General features: G+C 44.4%; 15 protein-coding genes. 2 read left to right on the forward strand and 13 right to left on the reverse strand.

What is annotated here, in order from left to right; genetic code table 11:
- Positions 1 to 26: 26 nt before the first annotated feature.
- The 7 genes from LZZ85_RS11185 to LZZ85_RS11215 all read right to left on the reverse strand — a co-directional run bounded on the left by LZZ85_RS11185 (position 27) and on the right by LZZ85_RS11215 (position 11,396).
- Positions 27 to 1,271: an MFS transporter gene (locus tag LZZ85_RS11185; RefSeq protein ID WP_237871661.1), complete on the reverse strand. Its 1,245-nt coding sequence runs from the start codon at positions 1,269 to 1,271 to the stop codon at positions 27 to 29.
- A 181-nt stretch (positions 1,272 to 1,452) separates the two neighbouring features.
- Positions 1,453 to 2,562, reverse strand: coding sequence for a metallophosphoesterase family protein (locus tag LZZ85_RS11190; protein WP_237871662.1), 1,110 nt, complete (start codon positions 2,560 to 2,562; stop codon positions 1,453 to 1,455).
- A 10-nt stretch (positions 2,563 to 2,572) separates the two neighbouring features.
- The gene (locus LZZ85_RS11195; RefSeq protein ID WP_237871663.1) at positions 2,573 to 3,490 is read right to left on the reverse strand and encodes an endonuclease/exonuclease/phosphatase family protein; all 918 of its coding nucleotides are present in this window, start codon (positions 3,488 to 3,490) and stop codon (positions 2,573 to 2,575) included.
- Positions 3,491 to 3,516: 26 nt separating this feature from the next.
- Positions 3,517 to 4,902, reverse strand: a complete 1,386-nt coding sequence (locus LZZ85_RS11200; protein WP_237871664.1) for an FAD-dependent oxidoreductase — start codon at positions 4,900 to 4,902, stop codon at positions 3,517 to 3,519.
- Between the two features lie 224 nt (positions 4,903 to 5,126).
- Positions 5,127 to 6,401, reverse strand: a complete 1,275-nt coding sequence (locus tag LZZ85_RS11205; protein ID WP_237871665.1) for an MFS transporter — start codon at positions 6,399 to 6,401, stop codon at positions 5,127 to 5,129.
- A 130-nt stretch (positions 6,402 to 6,531) separates the two neighbouring features.
- Positions 6,532 to 8,295, reverse strand: coding sequence for a RagB/SusD family nutrient uptake outer membrane protein (locus LZZ85_RS11210; RefSeq protein WP_237871666.1), 1,764 nt, complete (start codon positions 8,293 to 8,295; stop codon positions 6,532 to 6,534).
- A gap of 5 nt (positions 8,296 to 8,300) precedes the next feature.
- Positions 8,301 to 11,396, reverse strand: a complete 3,096-nt coding sequence (locus tag LZZ85_RS11215) for a SusC/RagA family TonB-linked outer membrane protein (protein ID WP_237871667.1) — start codon at positions 11,394 to 11,396, stop codon at positions 8,301 to 8,303.
- Positions 11,397 to 11,797: 401 nt separating this feature from the next.
- Here LZZ85_RS11215 and LZZ85_RS11220 point away from each other — a divergent pair, with 401 nt between their 5' ends.
- Positions 11,798 to 12,565, forward strand: a complete 768-nt coding sequence (locus LZZ85_RS11220; RefSeq protein ID WP_237871668.1) for a DeoR/GlpR family DNA-binding transcription regulator — start codon at positions 11,798 to 11,800, stop codon at positions 12,563 to 12,565.
- Positions 12,566 to 12,653: 88 nt separating this feature from the next.
- On the opposite strand, the gene LZZ85_RS11225 is transcribed toward LZZ85_RS11220, so the two are convergent.
- The 6 genes from LZZ85_RS11225 to LZZ85_RS11250 all read right to left on the reverse strand — a co-directional run bounded on the left by LZZ85_RS11225 (position 12,654) and on the right by LZZ85_RS11250 (position 17,391).
- On the reverse strand, positions 12,654 to 12,917 hold the full coding sequence (locus LZZ85_RS11225) for a hypothetical protein (RefSeq protein WP_237871669.1): 264 nt from the start codon (positions 12,915 to 12,917) through the stop codon (positions 12,654 to 12,656).
- 232 nt (positions 12,918 to 13,149) lie between these two features.
- The gene (locus LZZ85_RS11230; protein ID WP_237871670.1) at positions 13,150 to 13,956 is read right to left on the reverse strand and encodes a tetratricopeptide repeat protein; all 807 of its coding nucleotides are present in this window, start codon (positions 13,954 to 13,956) and stop codon (positions 13,150 to 13,152) included.
- Complete coding sequence (locus LZZ85_RS11235; protein WP_237871671.1) at positions 13,950 to 15,026, reverse strand: WG repeat-containing protein; 1,077 nt, start codon at positions 15,024 to 15,026, stop codon at positions 13,950 to 13,952. Before LZZ85_RS11235 ends, LZZ85_RS11230 begins: the two co-directional genes overlap by 7 nt.
- A gap of 365 nt (positions 15,027 to 15,391) precedes the next feature.
- The gene (locus LZZ85_RS11240; protein WP_237871672.1) at positions 15,392 to 15,985 is read right to left on the reverse strand and encodes a hypothetical protein; all 594 of its coding nucleotides are present in this window, start codon (positions 15,983 to 15,985) and stop codon (positions 15,392 to 15,394) included.
- Between the two features lie 604 nt (positions 15,986 to 16,589).
- Positions 16,590 to 16,934, reverse strand: coding sequence for a hypothetical protein (locus LZZ85_RS11245; protein ID WP_237871673.1), 345 nt, complete (start codon positions 16,932 to 16,934; stop codon positions 16,590 to 16,592).
- Positions 16,924 to 17,391: a helix-turn-helix domain-containing protein gene (locus LZZ85_RS11250; protein ID WP_237871675.1), complete on the reverse strand. Its 468-nt coding sequence runs from the start codon at positions 17,389 to 17,391 to the stop codon at positions 16,924 to 16,926. Before LZZ85_RS11250 ends, LZZ85_RS11245 begins: the two co-directional genes overlap by 11 nt.
- 110 nt (positions 17,392 to 17,501) lie before the next feature.
- On the opposite strand from LZZ85_RS11250, the gene LZZ85_RS11255 reads away from it, so the two are divergent.
- On the forward strand, positions 17,502 to 17,747 hold the full coding sequence (locus LZZ85_RS11255) for a hypothetical protein (RefSeq protein WP_237871677.1): 246 nt from the start codon (positions 17,502 to 17,504) through the stop codon (positions 17,745 to 17,747).
- The last annotated feature ends 87 nt before the right edge of the window (positions 17,748 to 17,834 follow it).

Raw genomic sequence — 17,834 nt, forward strand, 5'->3', positions numbered from 1 at the left:
ATGGTTAAGAAAAATCATTTTTGTTTTCAAGATGGCAACACGGTTGTCTCTGACACCGAAAACTCGTTCTTATTATTTAGCTCTGTTGGCAATATGATAAAACGTGTAAGGATGGCGCTCAAAAAATACAATCCAGCCAGGATCCACGCTACGCCTTCTGCACCCGTTTTACCGATGAAAATACCAACGATCGCAGGGCCTGCAAATACCGCAAGTCCGGCGCCCAGGTTCAGGATAGACATGGCTGCGCCCTTATCTTTCGTGACTAATGAGGGTACGAGTGCAGACAATGGCACATAACCGGCAAGGCAGGCTCCCCAGGCGATACCGGCAAGCATCACCAATGTGTAATTCCCGTTGCTGTATTGAGGTGCATAGTAAAGAAGTAATGTGGTAAGGCCGCAACCCACTCCGCCAAACCAGGTGATAGTAGTACGCCATCCCAGGCGATCACCTACAAACCCAAATATCAGGTTGAATGCAATATTGCTGGTGAAGATCGTTCCCCATATATACAACCATTGTGTTGTATTAAAGCCGTGAGCAGCCATATATGTAGGCAGAAAAACCGGAAAAGCAAATTGTGCTGTGGTATTGATCACGCGTACAATGCCTCCGATCGCTACTTTAGGTTCGGCTTTGACGATGGTCAGTCCCTTCATTAGTTCCTTCCATTTCCCACCTCTTCCCTCACTGCGATCCTTAAATGGTGCTTTGTTGAGCACTAATGCAAACAATGCACCTAATAGCACCCAGAATACAGCACTCCACAAAGCAGGAATATGACCCAGTTCGCGTATCGCCCAGCTCGAATAAAATGCACCAAGCACATTTAATCCGCCGGTGAACACAAACCAGAACCAACCCACAGCGCGACCAAGCCCATTAACAGGTGTTACATAAGAGATCCAGACAAGGAATGAATATGCAAAAAGAGGATACCCAAAACCACGCAATGCGTAGGTAATAACCATAGTAGAAAAATCCAATTTCTCCATGCCAATACCGATGAAACCAGCTGTACCTGCGAGATAGATCAGCAATCCGATCAGCATTGTTTTCCTGGGAGAAAAAGACTCTGCCATCACTCCTGAAAACCAGGATGCAATGGCGATGGTAATGCCATAAGCAGTAAAGAGCGTTGCAGTTTGTTGTATTGTCATTCCTTTTTCGATCAGGTATGGACTCAGCCATCCCTGTTCCATACCATCACCCATCATAAACAGTAATATGCCGAGATATCCTGCTAAGAGAGATGAGGGTATTCCCATTTTTTTGGTTAGAAAGTCGTTAGTATTCATATGCAGCAAAAGTTTCGATGGCCAATGACCGATGGCCGATGGCCGAATCGTGATATCAGAAAACCTATAATTATCCTGACGCATTTTGGTTATTGCCAGCATGCGGATACTCAGTCGGCCAACGGCCATCGGTCATCGGCCATCGCCTCTCTCATTCAAACTTCACCACATACTCATTCCTGGCGTCCTTTTTCCAGGCGAATTGACGGGTGGTTGGAGATATGCCGAATAAAGGAGAAAATGTTTTCACCTTTACAGTTTTGTTGTCAGGGAAAAACTCAAGGATGCGGATCCAGCCATCACCTCCGTTGCCATCACGATGCCCGCCACCCATTGATTGGGAATCGAACAGGATCTGGTGAACAGTTTTGCCAGCTTTGTTCTTATCTGCACGATAACCTTCACCGGAAATATGTCCACACAAAACCATTTCGATATTGGGTGATGGCTGCACAAGCTTTTCAAACATCTGCTTACCATTATTCGCTCCCGGTATTTTCATACGCGGAGATTTCTGGATCTCATTGTTGATATTATAGGGCTCCCAATAGATCCAGGTCACATCACCACTTGTATGCGCATCTTTTGCATTCAGGTATTCATGCGTACCGAGGATCACGCGGTGATCTTTGTATTGCGGAAGGGCGGCAACATTTTTCGCCCATGTGAGAACGGTATCACGCGGACCGTTTTCAACGGTCATAAAGAGATAGTCTTTTCCATTCAGACCTTTTAATTCGTAGGCAGAATTTTCGAGCGTGGGCTGGCCCTGCTCATTCCGTGAATTCTGTACGAGTAGTTTCTGATTGAGATGATTCTTATCCGTGAAAAAATATTCGCTGAAATGCGAAGTGCGATTTCCCTGCCTGTCGATACTGTAATCATGATTACCGGTGGCAGCGATATAAGGCAGCTTGCCATCCAGTTTTCCAAATGCCCTGGCAACCATTTCCCACTGTGCTTTCGTTGTCTGATCGCCATCATAATCATTCGTGATCTTCTCATTATTCTCCACGAGATCTCCTACACCCATGACCATTTTGATATTGAGTGTATCGATATTATCAACGATCCATGACATCATCAGGTCCACGATCGGCTGATTACGTCCCCACTTGGCATAATTCTGAAGATCCGGTACCATAATAAGCGACCATGATCCTTTCTGCTCTAATGCAGGCTTCTGATATTTTTCCTGTGAAAATGAAATGTTCGCGATCAACAGGAATAAGGCCAACCAACTAAGCGTCCGCTTTTTCATGCTATTTTTTTTATTCTATAACGAGATCTGCCTGCAAAAAGAAATGATCACTTGGATATTTACCACTCACATCATCTTTGATGATCAGTGCGCCGACAGGCTTTACTTTCCCGCGATACCAGATATAATCGATGCGTCCTTTCGAAGAAGCTTTGTCGTATTTAACACCCTGGAATTCGTGCCCGGTATGTCCTGCTTCTTTTTTTCCATGAATGGTTTCATAGCTTTCATTCCAGCCACCATCACGTACAGAACTAAATACGTTGCTATCGAAACGTGAATTGAAATCTCCTGTGAGGATCTGTGTATAGTCAGGAAGATATTGTGCGCTTTCATCCACCACCATTTTCGCCTGCTGAATTTTCGCTTCAGCAGAAATATGATCAAGATGAAGATTCACTACACGAAACTCTTTACCGGTTTTCTTTTCACGAATGCGGACCCAGTTTGCGTGTCGCGCTCTTGCTGTATCCCATGATTTGCTACCTGCAACAAGTGGCGTTTCAGAAAGCCAGTAAGTTCCTGCAGTCAGTAATTCATACCTGTCTTTTGAAAACAGGATCGGGTTCTTTGCGATACCATGATAACCGGTGGTATGTGCATCCATTTCGGGGCCATCAAAGCCGATCAGCTGATATGACGAAAAGAATTTGCGGCAATCATCCGCCTGAATCTTTAATACTTCCTGCAAACAGATGACATCAGGTTTATGATTTTTGATCACTTTAAGACAGATATCTTTTCTTGATGACCAACCAAGACCTTTTGCTTCATCCTCATCCAATGCTACGCGGATATTGCAACTGAGTATGCGATGTGATCCTGCAGTTGCATGATCAGCTACAAGTTCTTTACCGAACCCGGGCAGGGCAGGCAGCAATGCGGCTGCTCCAAGACCCTTGAGAAAATTTCTTCTGCTGGCAGACATATCTTATGCTGTTTAGAATTCTTTTATTATACCAATTCCTCTTTTCCGATACGGAGGTATGCCCCTTTCTCCAGCAGTTCCTGCTGCAGTTTTTTTACATCGATATCCGCAGGCTGTATCCCCTGTGATATAGCCATTTTTGCTGCACGGCCTGCGGCTTCGCCCATTGCCATACACGGCGCCATCACACGGATCGCAGACATTGCTTCATGTGTGGTGGAAATACAACGGCCGGCTACGAGCAGGTTCTTCACCTTTTGAGGAATGAGCGAACGGAAAGGGATATCATAACAATCACCGCACCATTCAAGCGTACAACCGCCACCATTCGGGTGATGGATATCCAACGGATAACTCGCCACAGCGATCGCATCATCGAAATGATTGCAGGTCATGATATCTTCACGCGTCATGGTATAAAGTCCCTGTATACGTCTTGTTTCCCTGATACCAAGGAATGGAGCCGTTTTAAGGAAGTATGCATTTTCAAAACCTGGTACATAATCGATCAGGTATTTTTGTATATCGGTGATCTGACGTCTTCCTTCAATTTCGCCATATGTAAGACTTCCCGGATCGGTTCCATTTACGCCATTCACACGTGTCATATTCACCCATACTTCACCTTTACGAAGACCGGTGATCAGGATGGTGCGTTCTACATTCAGATCCAGGCCATCATCCTGCGCTTTCTTGATCAGGTTGCGCATTCCCACCAGTACGAACTGGTTGTTCTGACCAAAATATTCAGCAGGAATAAAATCAGTAAGATAAGTGCGGGGCTCTTCAGCGACACTTGTGCGGAGCTTTTCCGTATCAACACCACCGAGGCAGAACATCAATGTCGGAGGCTGAACACCGCCGTTTTCGTTTCCATATTCGCAGGGAACACCAGAGCGATAAGCAACATCCGCGTCGCCACTGCAATCGATGATCGTTTTAGCAAGTACTACTTCACGTCCTGCTTTACTTTCAATGATCACGCCTTTCAGCTCATCCTTTTCCATCACCACACCAGCACAGAAAGCGTAAAACAATACGTCCACTTTACTTTCAGTGAGCATTTCCAGCGCAACTGTTTTAACCGCTTCAGGTTCAACCAATGTAAGACTCATATGCAAAGGGCATGGACGGTGCTCGCTTGATGCCTGTACAGCTTTCAAACGATCAATCAGTTTTTGAGGAAGTCCTTTGATGATCTGGTTGCCTTTTTGTCCGAGGAAACCCAGTATCGGCAAGCCGATGGTCATATTACCGCCGACAAAGCTGCGGCTCTCGATAAGCATCACATTCAGGCCATCTTCCGCTGCTGCGAGTGCAGCCATGATACCGGAAGGACCGCCACCGATTACGAGTACGTCCGTTTCTTTTCTTACAACGAGTTCTTTTGCTGGTTCCGAAATAGTTTTCATATAGTTATTGTTTGCAGTTTTTATTTTTTCTATTTTTTAATGGCCTGCGTAGGTTCCCGCAGATTACGCAGATTTATCATTGTTTCTTATTGAGATCCTTTATATACCAGGGTTATCCTTATTCAATTTCGCTGATTACGCAGATGACTTAATAAAATTTCGAGGCATCTGCGAAATCAGCGAAGCGAAATAGCTTATACACAACAGTCAATGCCTTTTCAATATCAGTGTTCAAGATCAGCGTAATCTGCGGGAACCTCCGCCGGCCTTTCTTTTTTCACCATTGTCCGTAAGATCAATACAGCCAATGGATGCAAAAATGCCATCACGATAAAGATCTTTTCAGCTCCGATCTTCCCGATGAATTGCCCAACAAAATAGTTGAACAACACCGCGCCCAATGCGCCAAATCCTCCTGCTATTCCCAGCACACTCGCAACATTCTTTACCGGAAAAGATTCTGCCACTACTACACTGATCGTAAACAACCAGCTTAAGCAAGCAATAGCCACTATGCTGAATACTGCCAGAGTGGCCCACGCACTTCCCAGGTAGGGAGTGAGGATACACAATGGACTAAAAAACGCAACAGTCGTCAACATCTTCTTTCTTGCCTTCAATGGTTCGTATCCTTTTCTCACCAGTTTATCAGACCATGCAGAAGTTCCTATGGCACCAAGATCAGCAAACAGGAAGGGTATCCATCCAAACATCCCAACCTGTGCCAGTGTTAGTCCCGACTCTTCCTGCAAATAACCTGGCAACCAGAATAAACAGAAGTACCAAACAGGATCACTTACAAAACGGATCAATAGTATTCCCCATAAACTGCGTGTTCCCCAAAGTTGTTTCCATTCAAATGCAGCGGTACTGGCAGGCTCACCGGATACGGTTGATGCTGCAGCTTCGCTGGCCACTTCCACCGGCGGATCTCTATAGATCAATTTCCACAGCAGCGCGATCAATATTCCTATTGCGCCCATCGCAATAAAAGCTGTTTGCCAATTGTACGTTAGCGCCAGCCATGCGATCACAGGTGGTGCAATGATCGCCCCGATAGAACTTCCCGCAACGCAAAGACTGTTCGCTGTTGCCCGAAGTTTTCCCGGGAACCAAACCGTGATCACTTTGAGTTGCGCAGGAAAATTGGTCGGTTCAGCCGCTCCGAGTAATCCGCGGAAAAAACCGAACTGACCAATCGTCCTGGACAAGCCGCCGCCTATGCAGGCAATTGACCAGGTAATAATGCCAAAGAACATCACCAGCCGCGCCCCGAATCTATCCACCATCCATCCCGTAACAGGATACATAATGGCGTAGCAAATGGTAAATACATTCAGAATTGTTGCATACCCACCATCATCCAGGCTGAACTCAGCTTTAAGTACCGGCTTCAGCACAGATACGATCTGCCTGTCTACATAATTAAATACGATCGCCAGAAAGATGATGGCAACAATGAACCAGCGTCGTTTTTCGGGGCTAAGCAATCTTCTCATATTGTAAATCCTTTTCGTTTGTTCGTTGACCGTTATCCGTTGACCGTTGTCCGGGCCCTACGAATATGCTCCCGGACAACGGTCAACGGATAACGGTCAACGAATCTCACACAAAACTCCGCAACTCTCGTTAATAGCCCGGATTCTGCACCAACTTATTATTCGCATCCATCTCGGATTTCGGAACAGGCCAGTATTCATCCTTATTCGGACGATAAACAACATCCTGGGTAGTAAAATATTTCAGTGCTTCCGTACGGTTGTAGATCGGCGTATAGCTATCATCAAACCCGGTAAGCACAGCGCTTGTCCATGGTTTTGCATCACGATTCAGGTATAAAGAGCCATTCATGACAGTATTGGCAATTCCCCAGCGCCGGAGATCATACCATCTCAGGCCATCATTTGCCAGTTCCACTTTACGTTCATAACGTAAAGCTTTGCGAAGCTGTGCCTGGCTGAGGCCAGTTGGCAAGTCAGGCATCAAAGCTCTGCGACGAACGCGGTTGATCGCGGTATACACAGTATTATCGATGTCATTTGCTTCGATCTTCGCTTCAGCATATAACAGCAGCAATTCTGCTAAGCGGAAGATCCCTACATTCAGGTCAGATACACCGCTTACGGAAGTGGAATTGAAGTCAGCAATATCAACGGGTTTACGCCAGAGATAACCGCTGAATGAGCGGAATGCATTCGTTGCATCAGCATTCGCCACATTGGATGGCGTTGTACTTGTGCCATTGAGCACCGGCCAGTAATTCTTTGCCTGCGTTACCGTCGTTGTCGGCTCAAACTGGTATCCCATGTAGCGGGAACCCGGGCGAACGCAATACATATCAAGGCGAGGATCACGATTCTCATACGGTTTCGCCGAATTATACAAAGGAGACTCCGTGATCGGCAATCCATCTTTTGCCTGGAAGGTATTGATCAGATCCTGCGTTGGTCCCCAATAGCAAACGCCTTTACCCAGACGTGAAGCGGAATAGTATTGCTGGTTATGCGTATTGCCCGGGATCGTCATATTGTATTCCGCAACCCAGATCCATTCTTTACCGGTTTTAAATCCCGCATGCCCAAAAATATTAGATACATCGGGCTCACCTACGGTATGATCTTTTCCTACAAAGTTTACCGAGTTATTAAAAGGAGTCAGGTCAAATACTCCATTAGAAAGAGTCAGTGCAGTATTTGCTGCCTGAGCCGCAACCGTAAATTGTTTTGCATAAAGTGCAACACGCGCTTTCAGCATATAGGCTGCAACACGGGAAGCTCTTACATGCCCTGCCTGAGGTTGTGATACCGGAAGCTTTTCAGCGATCGCAGTTAACTCATCAATCAGAAACTTTTCGATTTCATTCTTGGGTGTTCTTGCAACATTTGCGTTGTTAAGATCAACCGCTGATTTCAGTAACGGCACGTCGCCATAAAGCTCGATCATTTGCGAATAGCAATAGGCCCGAACAAAACGCAATTCACCGTCAAGCTGTCCATATGCAGCTTCAGTCATCGTGCTTTTCAGTTTCTCCAGGTTATCCAGCACAGTATGACAACGGGCGATGGTACGGTAATGAACCTGCCATGGCTTTGTCGTCAGTGCATTATCCGTAGTGATAGCACTTGTTATTGGCGAAGTATAGTTTGTACCCGGACGGGCAAAACCGATATCGGTAATATTATCCATTACATGCCACATAGGAGTACTTGCAGCATCAATTGCACTGACAGATTGATATGCTCCGAATAAACCCATTTCCGCTTCTTTCGCGTTAGCAGGGAATGTTCCTGTTGACGGACCGTTCAAAGAGGAGCGGTCAATTTTGCAGGAGGAAAGCGCCAGGATCGAACCCAGTGCTACTACTGCAACCTTATTTATATTAAGCCTTTTCATTAGTTCTAGAATTTAATATCAATACCAAATGTGAATACTTTAACCTGCGGGTAGAAATTACCGCCGCCCAACGATACACCATCTGCAGCACCGGCATCATAGCCGATCTCCGGATCATATCCCTGGTAAAAATTGGTACTGGTTAAGAGATTCTGCCCGTTTACATATACAAATGCACTTTGCAGCCCGACACTTTTCAGCAAAGATTTTGGTATTTCGTAACCCAGCTGAATATTTTTAAGACGCAGATAAGAAGCACTTCTCATCCACAATGTAGAGTTCTGCGTGTTATTGGTCGATGTCACAGATACGCGTGGCAATGTCGCATCTCTGTTATCAACACTCCAGTAATCCAGCTGCCATGGCTTGATCGCGCTTGAGTTCGCAGCAGGAATTACATAGTGAGAGTTAAGATAACCATCCACTTTACCGACGCCCTGCACCAGCGCACTTAAACGGAAACCTTTCCAGCCGAGATCAAGGTTTGCACCGTAAGTATAACGAGGAATTGTACTTCCGATGATCACTTTGTCAGCATCGGTGATCTTACCATCAGGGATTGCTTTTCCACTTGCATCAAAGGCACCGGCGATATCCACATATCGTACATCACCTGGTTTCAGTGTTCCGATCTGAGTAGGACCTGCATTAATCTCTTCCTGTGATTGATAGAAGCCATTTGCGATGTATCCATAGATAGAATTGATCGCATATCCTTCCTGTTGGCGCAACAGATCTCCTGAACTTTGACCTTTCATATCAACGATCCTGTTCTTTACATCAGACAGGTTAAAGCCGATACCAACCTGGAAGTCGCCAAACTTATCGTCATAACGGGCAGATACTTCCCAGCCTTTATTGCTGACAACAGCAGCATTCTGATAAGGAGAAGCCAAACCGGTAAGTTGTGAAGTATTTAACTTAAGCAGGATACCATCTGTTGTTTTATCATAGTAATCAAAAGTGAAAGACAACTTATTGAACAGGTTTGCATCTACACCGATACCTTTCATGACTGTCTCTTCCCAGCGAAGATTAGGGTTCGACAAAGTTGTTTGAGTGATCATCTGGAAAATATTTCCGCCCATTGATACACTACCCAATGACAATGCTTCCGCAAAAGGATAGTAAGATGAACCGATGTTCTGGTTACCCAGTTTACCCCATGAGCCTCTTACTTTAAGCAATTTCACTACAGGCCTCAGGTTATCCATAAATGATTCTTTCGACAAAAGCCATCCCGCAGAGAAAGAAGGGAATGCCGCCCATTGATTATCGCCGATGAAACGGGATGATCCATCATATCGCATATTCGCTTCAAACAGGTATTTCCCTTTGTAGTCGTAATTGAATCTGCCGAACGTTGATACAAGCACCCATTGGTTCTGCAAGCCGTTGTTATCTTTTGTAGCGTTATCAGCACCGGCTGTGAGCTGCTCGTACGTGTTGTACACGAAATCTCTTCTGTAACCAGAAAGGAGTTTTTCGTCATACGTTTCCCTTGAAGCACCACCCATCAAACTGAAATTGTGGCCATTAAAGCTTTTCTGAGCTGTTGTCTGGAAAGTATACGTACCATAGAAGTATCTGTATGCGGCTTCAGTAAGATCAGTGAAAGTATTTGCAGCACCTGCTTCTGAACCATCTTCATAATAAGTCATTACGCTTTTTCTGAAAGCGTGAACGTTACGCGTTACATAGCGGGGAGCAACCATACCGGTAAGAGATAACCAGTCGGTAGGTTTGAACGTCATGCTCAGATTTCCCCAGAATTCAAGGTTATTTGTTTTGCGGTTGCCACCGTCTTCGATATAACCTACCGGGTTGATCTTAACCCAGCCATCAGACCATTTATCTCCATTACGGATAGGAATATTGGTGGGCATTCTTCCGAGATAGTTCCAGATCGTTCCTTCGTCAGCGATCTGCGTTCTGTTCTTATTGGTAACAGCCACGTCAAATTTGATACTGAATTTGTCGCTTGGGGTAATGTCAAGGTTGTTACGGAATACATAGCGTTTGAAATCAGTATTTCTGATCAGACCATCCTGCTGTACAAAGCTTAATGAAGGAGTGGCGCGAACGATGCCGCTGTTTGCTGATACAGATATAAAATGGCTGTGCGTTAAACCACTTCCCTGGAAGATCGCGTCCTGCCAGTCGTAGTTGGACGGGTTCGCTTCAAATTTCTGCCTGAAGTTCTCAATATCCTGGTCGCTGTACACCTTGATATTATTATCATTCATACTTGCGTCGTTGAATACGCGCATATAAGTAAGGCCATCGGTTACTTCGGGAATAGCAGTTGGAGTTTGTTTACCAACATAGCCACGATAGTTAACAGAGAGTTTGTCTTTTGCTCTTTTGGTGGTGATAAGAATTACACCGTTTGCGGCACGTGATCCGTAGATCGCAGCGGAAGCCGCGTCTTTTAATACAGACATGGATTCGATGAGATTAACATCGACATCGTCAATACTTCCGGCCACTCCATCGATGATCACGAGCGGATTACTGCTTGAACCTCCAAAGGAATTGATACCTCTGATACGGATCTGAGAACCATCACCGCCCGGCGCACCTGTTTGCGATGTAACAGTAACACCCGGAGCGAGTCCCTGAAGGGCACCTGATGCCGAAACGTTCGGACGCCTTTCAATCTGTGCGCTGCTGATCGTGGACACCGAACCCGTCAGGTTACCTTTCTTTTGGGTACCATAGCCGACTACAACCACTTCATTCAGCCCAGCTACATCTTTCTGCAGTGACACGTCAACAGTAGAAAGCCCGGTAACGGTTACTTCCTTTTCCGTATACCCGACCATTGAAAACACGAGTACCTCCACTGCATTGGGAACGCTGAGGGAATAATTACCTTCTGTATTGGATACAGTTCCTGATACGGCAGTTTTCACCCGGATGTTCACGCCTTCGAGTGGTTGATTGTTTTCGTCAGTAATTTTTCCGGAGATTGTTTTGGACTGTGCTGCGGCCTGCACAGTGAAAACAAAGAGGCATAACATAGAGAGAAGCCAACTTCCCGCGAGTTTACGGGCATTGCTTTGCTGCCGCAGGTGGGCAAAGCAGTGATTTTTTTTCATAACAGCTTAGTTTTTGAATACTTTCTAATTTTTGACGCCATCAATTCCTTTTATTTTGTTTCAATTTGCTTCAATAAGGACTGATTTTGTGCAAATAACGAAACCGTATTTAAACAAAATATTACCCGTCTTTAAACAAATTGTTATGAAACTGGCGGCTAAGAAAGAGCAATCGCTACCGAATTGACCTGAAATGCAGATATTTGCTTTCAGTTAACTCAGTAATATGAACCAAATGTAACAAAATTTAATTCAATTAAACAAAAGAAAATAAAAAGAAAGCATTTGAAAGCACTGCGAAAGATTTAAAGGCAGATAGTTTTACCAAATCGTAAACTCTTTGTAAGTCTTTGAAGATATTGAGAAAATAGTGACACTTTTGCGCAACGAAACTTTATAATATGAAAACGATCACGGACAGGCATCAGTTCATTCTCAAAAAGTTAACAGAGAAAGGGAAGGTTAGCATCCCTCAACTGATCGACGAAATGCAGGTAAGCGGGGTTACGATCCGGAAAGATCTGAAGCTTTTGGAAGAAAAAAAATTGCTGTTCCGCACCCGCGGCGGGGGCTCTATCAATAATCCCTACGCCATAGAGCGGCCGATCGATGAGAAGGAATTCATTAAATCGGATGAAAAGAAGAAGATCGCGAAAGCTGCGCTAAGCCTGATCGGGCACAATGATTCGATCATTATTGGGTCGGGCACTACCGTCTTTGAACTTGCCCGGCAGCTTCATCCGGACAAGCGGATCATCGTCATCACGCCGGCGCTGAAGGTTGCCCTTGAACTAAGCAACCGGCCGAACGTGGAAGTATTGCAGCTTGGAGGACTTGTGCACCAAAGCTCCTCCTCTACTGCCGGGTCTTTCGCTGAAAAGATCCTGGATGAGTTATCCTGTGGCGTTCTGTTTATCGGAGTAGATGGTATCGACCTGGATCATGGACTGACTATCACCAATATCATGGAGGCAAGTCTGAACCAGAAGATGATCAAACTTGCGCAGACGATAGTTGTGCTGGCTGACAGTTCTAAATTTGACCGGCGCGGTCTGGGAAAGATCTGTAATCTTGAACAGATCGATTACATAATAACGGATGAGGAGGTGAGCAGGGATACAGTGAATAAGATTGAGAAGTCGGGAACGAAAGTTATTATAGCAGAATAAATGGTATACCTCACACTGAGCAGATATTAATATGCAAGACCCATAAAAGAAAAAGCATCCGCGATGGCAGATGCTTTTCTTGTTTAAACTAATTAACTCCATCAGGGGGAGCGCTATGGTCATGCGTACAAAGAGTTACGTCAGGAGCAGTCTCGATATCATAAAAAGTCTGCGATGTGCATCCCGGAGAAGTATTAATAACGGTGCTACTGCCCTCATACACATCACCACAGTTATACCGGGTTATCTGAATCATGGTAATAGTACAATTGAAATTTGATGCTTCCTCTTTATGCGTAAAAGAGGTCAGTGATAGTAACATAATGGATAACGCAAACAAGATCTTCTTCATAATAGGAGGTTTAGTGTTGGTTATAAAATGTTCTATAAGATAACCAAATCTTTCTCTTTTGCACAAAGAACCCCATGTGAAACAGATTAAAATTCCAGGAAACTTAGTGCCTGATATAATTTAGGTGGAATCATGTATTTACATTAAGTGGTATACTATTATTCCTTAAAAGCTTCTACTTAGCCGATCCTGGCAAGCCAGAAAGAACTTATCAAAAAAAATCTACAACCCTTTAATCTTTCTTTATCAGCCGTGCCTGTAAGTCTTTAGCGGGTTGGTATTGCCTGTTCGCAGACATATTCAACCACGAGTTAAATTCTCCTTCATTCTTCGAAACTCCCCTTCCATCTCTATACAATAATGCCAGGTTATACATAGCAATGGGCTCAAGCAGATCCGCAGCTTTCTGAAATTGTTTTGCCGCTTCAGCTGGATCTGTTTTCTCGCTGAGTGTCCCGAGCAAAGTATAGGCCGTAGGTACACCGGCTTTTCCCGCTTTCATCAGCCATTGTTTTGCTTTGACTTCATCCTTTACTCCGCTCAGGCCATTTGCATAAACAAAACCGATACTATACATCGCTTCCGGATAACCTGCATTTGCCGCCTGCTCTATCAGTTGCGCCCCTTTTACACTGTCCTTCATTGGTGGCGTAACCTGCAGGTAAATATAGCCAAGCCAGTAGTCAGTGATCGGACAGCCCTTGTTCTCCGGCTTACTGAGTGCGTCCAGTGCAGTTTTCACATCATTTCCCGAGATGGCATTATATCCATTCCGTGCATTCAGCAATACATTGATATCGCATGCAAGCGATGTCTTTCCGTTTTTATAAACATAGTATGAGATACCGTTTTCTTCAGCAATAGACCGTCCATTCTTAAAGCTGAAGTATCCTCTTTTATGAAATGGAATGATCAGTTGCCCCTTCTTATCTATCACACCATTCTGTTTATTATAATCAAATGCATCCTTGCCAATAGATACGACACAAACCCCATCACTGAAATAGCTCGTGGTAATATAGGCGGGCTTGATCACCATTTCACCTTTCTTATTAATAAAACCCCATAATTTGTCAGGTGTTTGTACACGGCCAACCCTTCCATAAAGCCGTTCGCTCTTTTGTACACGGGCTTTATGACAGTCTTCCCCTGTTTATCCATAAAGCCCCATAAGCTATCTTTCTCAAAAGCGATCAATCCTTCCCTGACCATTGGTTGTTGAGGAAATCTCGGAGGATACAATGTTCCTTTGTTATCAATAATACCCCATTCATCTTTTTCTTTGTTAAGGCCTGCAGTTCCCCTGGTTTTAACAGCCCATACACCCTCGTAACCAGGTTGGATAGAGACAAAATCCTGAGAGGTGATATGTTTGCCTTTCCTGTCTATCAGGATCTGATAACTTCTGTAAGCGTTTGACGCTGTACCGCTCACAGTTACGATCGCAAAACCATCTTTGAAAGCTGTTCCATGAATATATTCTGGCTCGATCACCATGTTTCCGGTCAGGTCGATATAACCTCGTTTGAAAGATTTTACTCCATTTCCCATGTCATAGGGAATGGAAACACATGCAAGACCTTCTGAAAACATTTCCGCATCCAGGAAAGGGCCAGCTATTTTCACCGCACCGCCTTTATCTATGTATTGCCATTGCTTGTCGTCAACACTTACGGCAGCCAGGCCCTGTGAAAACGACTTTCCCTTCGCGTACTTTAATGGGATCTGGAACAATCCCTGTTTATTGATAAAACCATACTTGTATCCTCTTGAATAATCTCCATTCGCTACCAGGGCGAGGCCATCAGAAAAGTCTTCTGCCCTGTCAAATTGCGGCGGCACCAGTTCTCGGCCATCCGTAAAACAATAACCATTTTTAATTCCGTTATAATCATATCCAGATCGTTGGCCTGCCCATACTTTACAGATCCCTTCCACCGGTCGCATGATCAGGTTATACTTTCCGCCCGTCTTCGTATTACCCGCAGAATCAGCAAATCCGTAATAAGCCACCTGCTGATAACTGGCGAGATAGCTGAACAGATCCTGCGCATGCAGAAAATTGCAGAGTATGAATGTGCAACAAACAAGAAACATAGGTCTTTTCATGAGTCTGAGAGATTGGTGTCCGGCGCAAAATAGAAGGCCGTACGAACCGGTGCAATGCGAAAAAGGGGGATTTTAGTAGTAGTACGGACCATGAGCAAGTCTCACTATATTCACTTTTTCATAAAAGGAATATGAACAGCAGAATCACATTTCGCCTCCAGCTCCTAACCTTTCTTTTCTTTTTCGTAAGGGAAAGATTTGAATGGATCTTACTGTATCGGTCTCGCGCGTGCTATGGTATCTGTAGCTTTCCAAAAGATCATGACGAAACGAAGTAAACGAAAGAAAAGCCGGCATCACACTCGTAAGTATAAAAATCCTCAGAGGCGAAGAATGCATCCTTCGCCTCTGAGGATTTTTATTGGTCAAAGCCCAGTGGCTTTGGGCCGGCCTTTACAATCATCCGATACAAAGATATCCGCTGGTGTCCCTCCCCAGTTGTTATAAACATCATTACGCAACTGGCTTATTACATCCGCTACCCCATCTGGTATTGGCCAGAATACAACCTCAAACGATCCATTATCCAATCCCATTGCAGGCACTTCATACATATAAATTGGGATACGTATTATATCACCTTTGCTGATAGATCTCCTGAATTTATAGAATGGCGACTTTTCTACATCAAGGCTATCTTTGAACCGGACACGTGCTGTATAAAAAAGTGGCTGACTCACACTTTCACAGGCTATCTCATAAGACCCTTCGCCACCAAAATCGATGATATTCTTTATCCTTATCGTCACTGTATCGTACTTTTTCTGACAGACCATCTCTCGTGCCTGCCAAAGCATGCTGTCGTGCCGGGCCTTGTATTTATCGTAATCTGATTCTGAATTTCTGAAAGCGGTATACGCTTTTCCAAACTGAACGAGCTCAAGTTGAAAGGCTGATTCCTTTTTGCTTTGACATCCTATGCAGGCACAAAAAAGAAGAAGAATAAAGTGTGGTTTCATTAAGGCAGGATTTTATAGTTATGGCTTTCTGTTATATAAAAACCGACGTATAGCTTATGCCAAATTATTCAAAGGTTTTTATAAAACAAAGCATTCGGACATATGAGCATAAGATCAGATTTCGTTTTTTCACAGATCAATACTTTTCAAATAGTTCCATGAATTCCGGGGCATTCGAATCTGAAGCAACCTGTTGGATCATTCTCCGGATCACGTTCCCCAAGTCTCTCGCTTTGTTATCGCTAAGCCAACACCCAACAAGCCCGAAATATCACCGCAAGCATATTAAACCCTGTTCCAGAAACCAACCTCAAAAATAAAAGACCCCGGCTTGTTAAGCGGTGATCGCTAGTGGATTCCGTAAATCTGCAGCCGCCTCAAATCAGTCCATCCAGGAAACAAAAAACCCGCCGATGTTCTTAACATCGGCGGGTGTAGGCGGAGAGCGAGGGACTCTCCGCGAAGCCTTTCCCTTAACGTAACGCAATGAAATTCAAAGTTCTCCGGTTTATTATTAAGGGTTAATAAATACTATCTGTTCCGGGTTTTGTTCCGGGTTATAATTATGAAACAATATTGATGAAACTCTTTACTGTAGCGGGTTTCATTCTTGCTCTAACACCTGTAGCACATTTCCTTTCAAGTCAACTTTTGCCTTTACTCGCGACGACACGCGACCGCCATAACTATTAGTTCCGCTATATCGCTGAGTGACTACAAGGTAATCGCCCTGATCCGTGTAGGTTGTTTCGATGTTCTTGTAGCTGTCAGGATCTTTCATGTTTGCTTTGATAAGCGCGGTAAGGTTTCGGTGTTCGCCATTCCAAGGGCTGAACGCTGATTCGATTTCGGTTTTTCTTTTGTCTTCTTTGGATTCTGTAGACACTGCGTAAATAGAAATCACCACTGCGGCAATGATGATCCCGGCAGTATACTTTTTATTTTTCATCGGATAGTAGTTTGCTAAGAAGGGCGTCATTCTGTGCTTCCAACTTCTTCACTTGTTCCCGCAGAATCTTTATCAATTCGTCCTTCGCCTTGATAGTATCGTTTTCTTTTTGGTCCCCTTTTAATAAGCCAGGGTTTGCGTTGAGGTTCTTTTGAAGAAGTGTTTCCATCGAAATATTAAAGTGCTTGGCTAATGCCAGTTGAAAGGCTTCATCAGGCTTCGCTTTACCTCTCTCCCATCCATCAATATTTGTCCGGGATTTTCCGAATAGTTCGCCGAAGGCGGCTTGCGTGAGTTGTGAATACTGCCGTAGGAACTTGATGTTGGCATTTAAATACATACTTATCAAAAATTGAATTAATAGGTTCGGGACAAATGTAGTTATTAGTTTAATCCCCTGCAAGCAAGCCACAAACAAAATGCCAACAAATTCCGCAAATGCGGAAAATATTTGCACTCAATAAGTTAAGAAATGAAAAAAATAAATGCGTAATTTTTCCGCATTTGCGTAATTTTTTCGCATACATTTGACAAGCACTGACGGAAAGTGCAAGAAACTAACGGATTATGCAGACCCAAAAAATCATCAAATTCAAAAACGGTCTTACCTCGGATCAGGTACATGCCGCCCGAGCGATTTTGAAACAGGTAAACGTTTCCCGGATTTGCGACGCCAGTAAGGTAAAAGTTTCCACAATATACAATGTCCTGCGGGATGAAAGCCCCCGAGTAGATCAGCTTAAGATCGTGTTAACGAAGGCCCGGGCTGAAGTTCGTAAAAAGGAAGAAGACTTGAAGGAGATCGCAGGATGACGAATAAATTATTAGCAAAAGAACTAAGGTGTTTGCGAATGCACCTTGCGCCACTCTTACCGGCTGATAAAATCAACATGCTGGATG

The sequence above is a fragment of the Terrimonas ginsenosidimutans genome (assembly GCF_022012415.1).
GTDB lineage: Bacteria > Bacteroidota > Bacteroidia > Chitinophagales > Chitinophagaceae > Terrimonas_A > Terrimonas_A ginsenosidimutans.

What these genes read in the sequence shown, in the direction of transcription:
- LZZ85_RS11200 (WP_237871664.1), bottom strand. Translation starts at nt 4,902, where the DNA reads ATGAAAACTATTTCGGAACCAGCAAAAGAACTCGTTGTAAGAAAAGAA.
- LZZ85_RS11205 (WP_237871665.1), bottom strand. Translation starts at nt 6,401, where the DNA reads ATGAGAAGATTGCTTAGCCCCGAAAAACGACGCTGGTTCATTGTTGCC.
- LZZ85_RS11190 (WP_237871662.1), bottom strand. Translation starts at nt 2,562, where the DNA reads ATGAAAAAGCGGACGCTTAGTTGGTTGGCCTTATTCCTGTTGATCGCG.
- LZZ85_RS11215 (WP_237871667.1), bottom strand. Translation starts at nt 11,396, where the DNA reads ATGAAAAAAAATCACTGCTTTGCCCACCTGCGGCAGCAAAGCAATGCC.
- LZZ85_RS11230 (WP_237871670.1), bottom strand. Translation starts at nt 13,956, where the DNA reads ATGGTGATCAAGCCCGCCTATATTACCACGAGCTATTTCAGTGATGGG.
- LZZ85_RS11225 (WP_237871669.1), bottom strand. Translation starts at nt 12,917, where the DNA reads ATGAAGAAGATCTTGTTTGCGTTATCCATTATGTTACTATCACTGACC.
- LZZ85_RS11185 (WP_237871661.1), bottom strand. Translation starts at nt 1,271, where the DNA reads ATGGGAATACCCTCATCTCTCTTAGCAGGATATCTCGGCATATTACTG.
- LZZ85_RS11220 (WP_237871668.1), top strand. Translation starts at nt 11,798, where the DNA reads ATGAAAACGATCACGGACAGGCATCAGTTCATTCTCAAAAAGTTAACA.
- LZZ85_RS11240 (WP_237871672.1), bottom strand. Translation starts at nt 15,985, where the DNA reads ATGAAACCACACTTTATTCTTCTTCTTTTTTGTGCCTGCATAGGATGT.
- LZZ85_RS11195 (WP_237871663.1), bottom strand. Translation starts at nt 3,490, where the DNA reads ATGTCTGCCAGCAGAAGAAATTTTCTCAAGGGTCTTGGAGCAGCCGCA.
- LZZ85_RS11235 (WP_237871671.1), bottom strand. Translation starts at nt 15,026, where the DNA reads ATGAAAAGACCTATGTTTCTTGTTTGTTGCACATTCATACTCTGCAAT.
- LZZ85_RS11210 (WP_237871666.1), bottom strand. Translation starts at nt 8,295, where the DNA reads ATGAAAAGGCTTAATATAAATAAGGTTGCAGTAGTAGCACTGGGTTCG.
- LZZ85_RS11245 (WP_237871673.1), bottom strand. Translation starts at nt 16,934, where the DNA reads ATGAAAAATAAAAAGTATACTGCCGGGATCATCATTGCCGCAGTGGTG.
- LZZ85_RS11255 (WP_237871677.1), top strand. Translation starts at nt 17,502, where the DNA reads ATGCAGACCCAAAAAATCATCAAATTCAAAAACGGTCTTACCTCGGAT.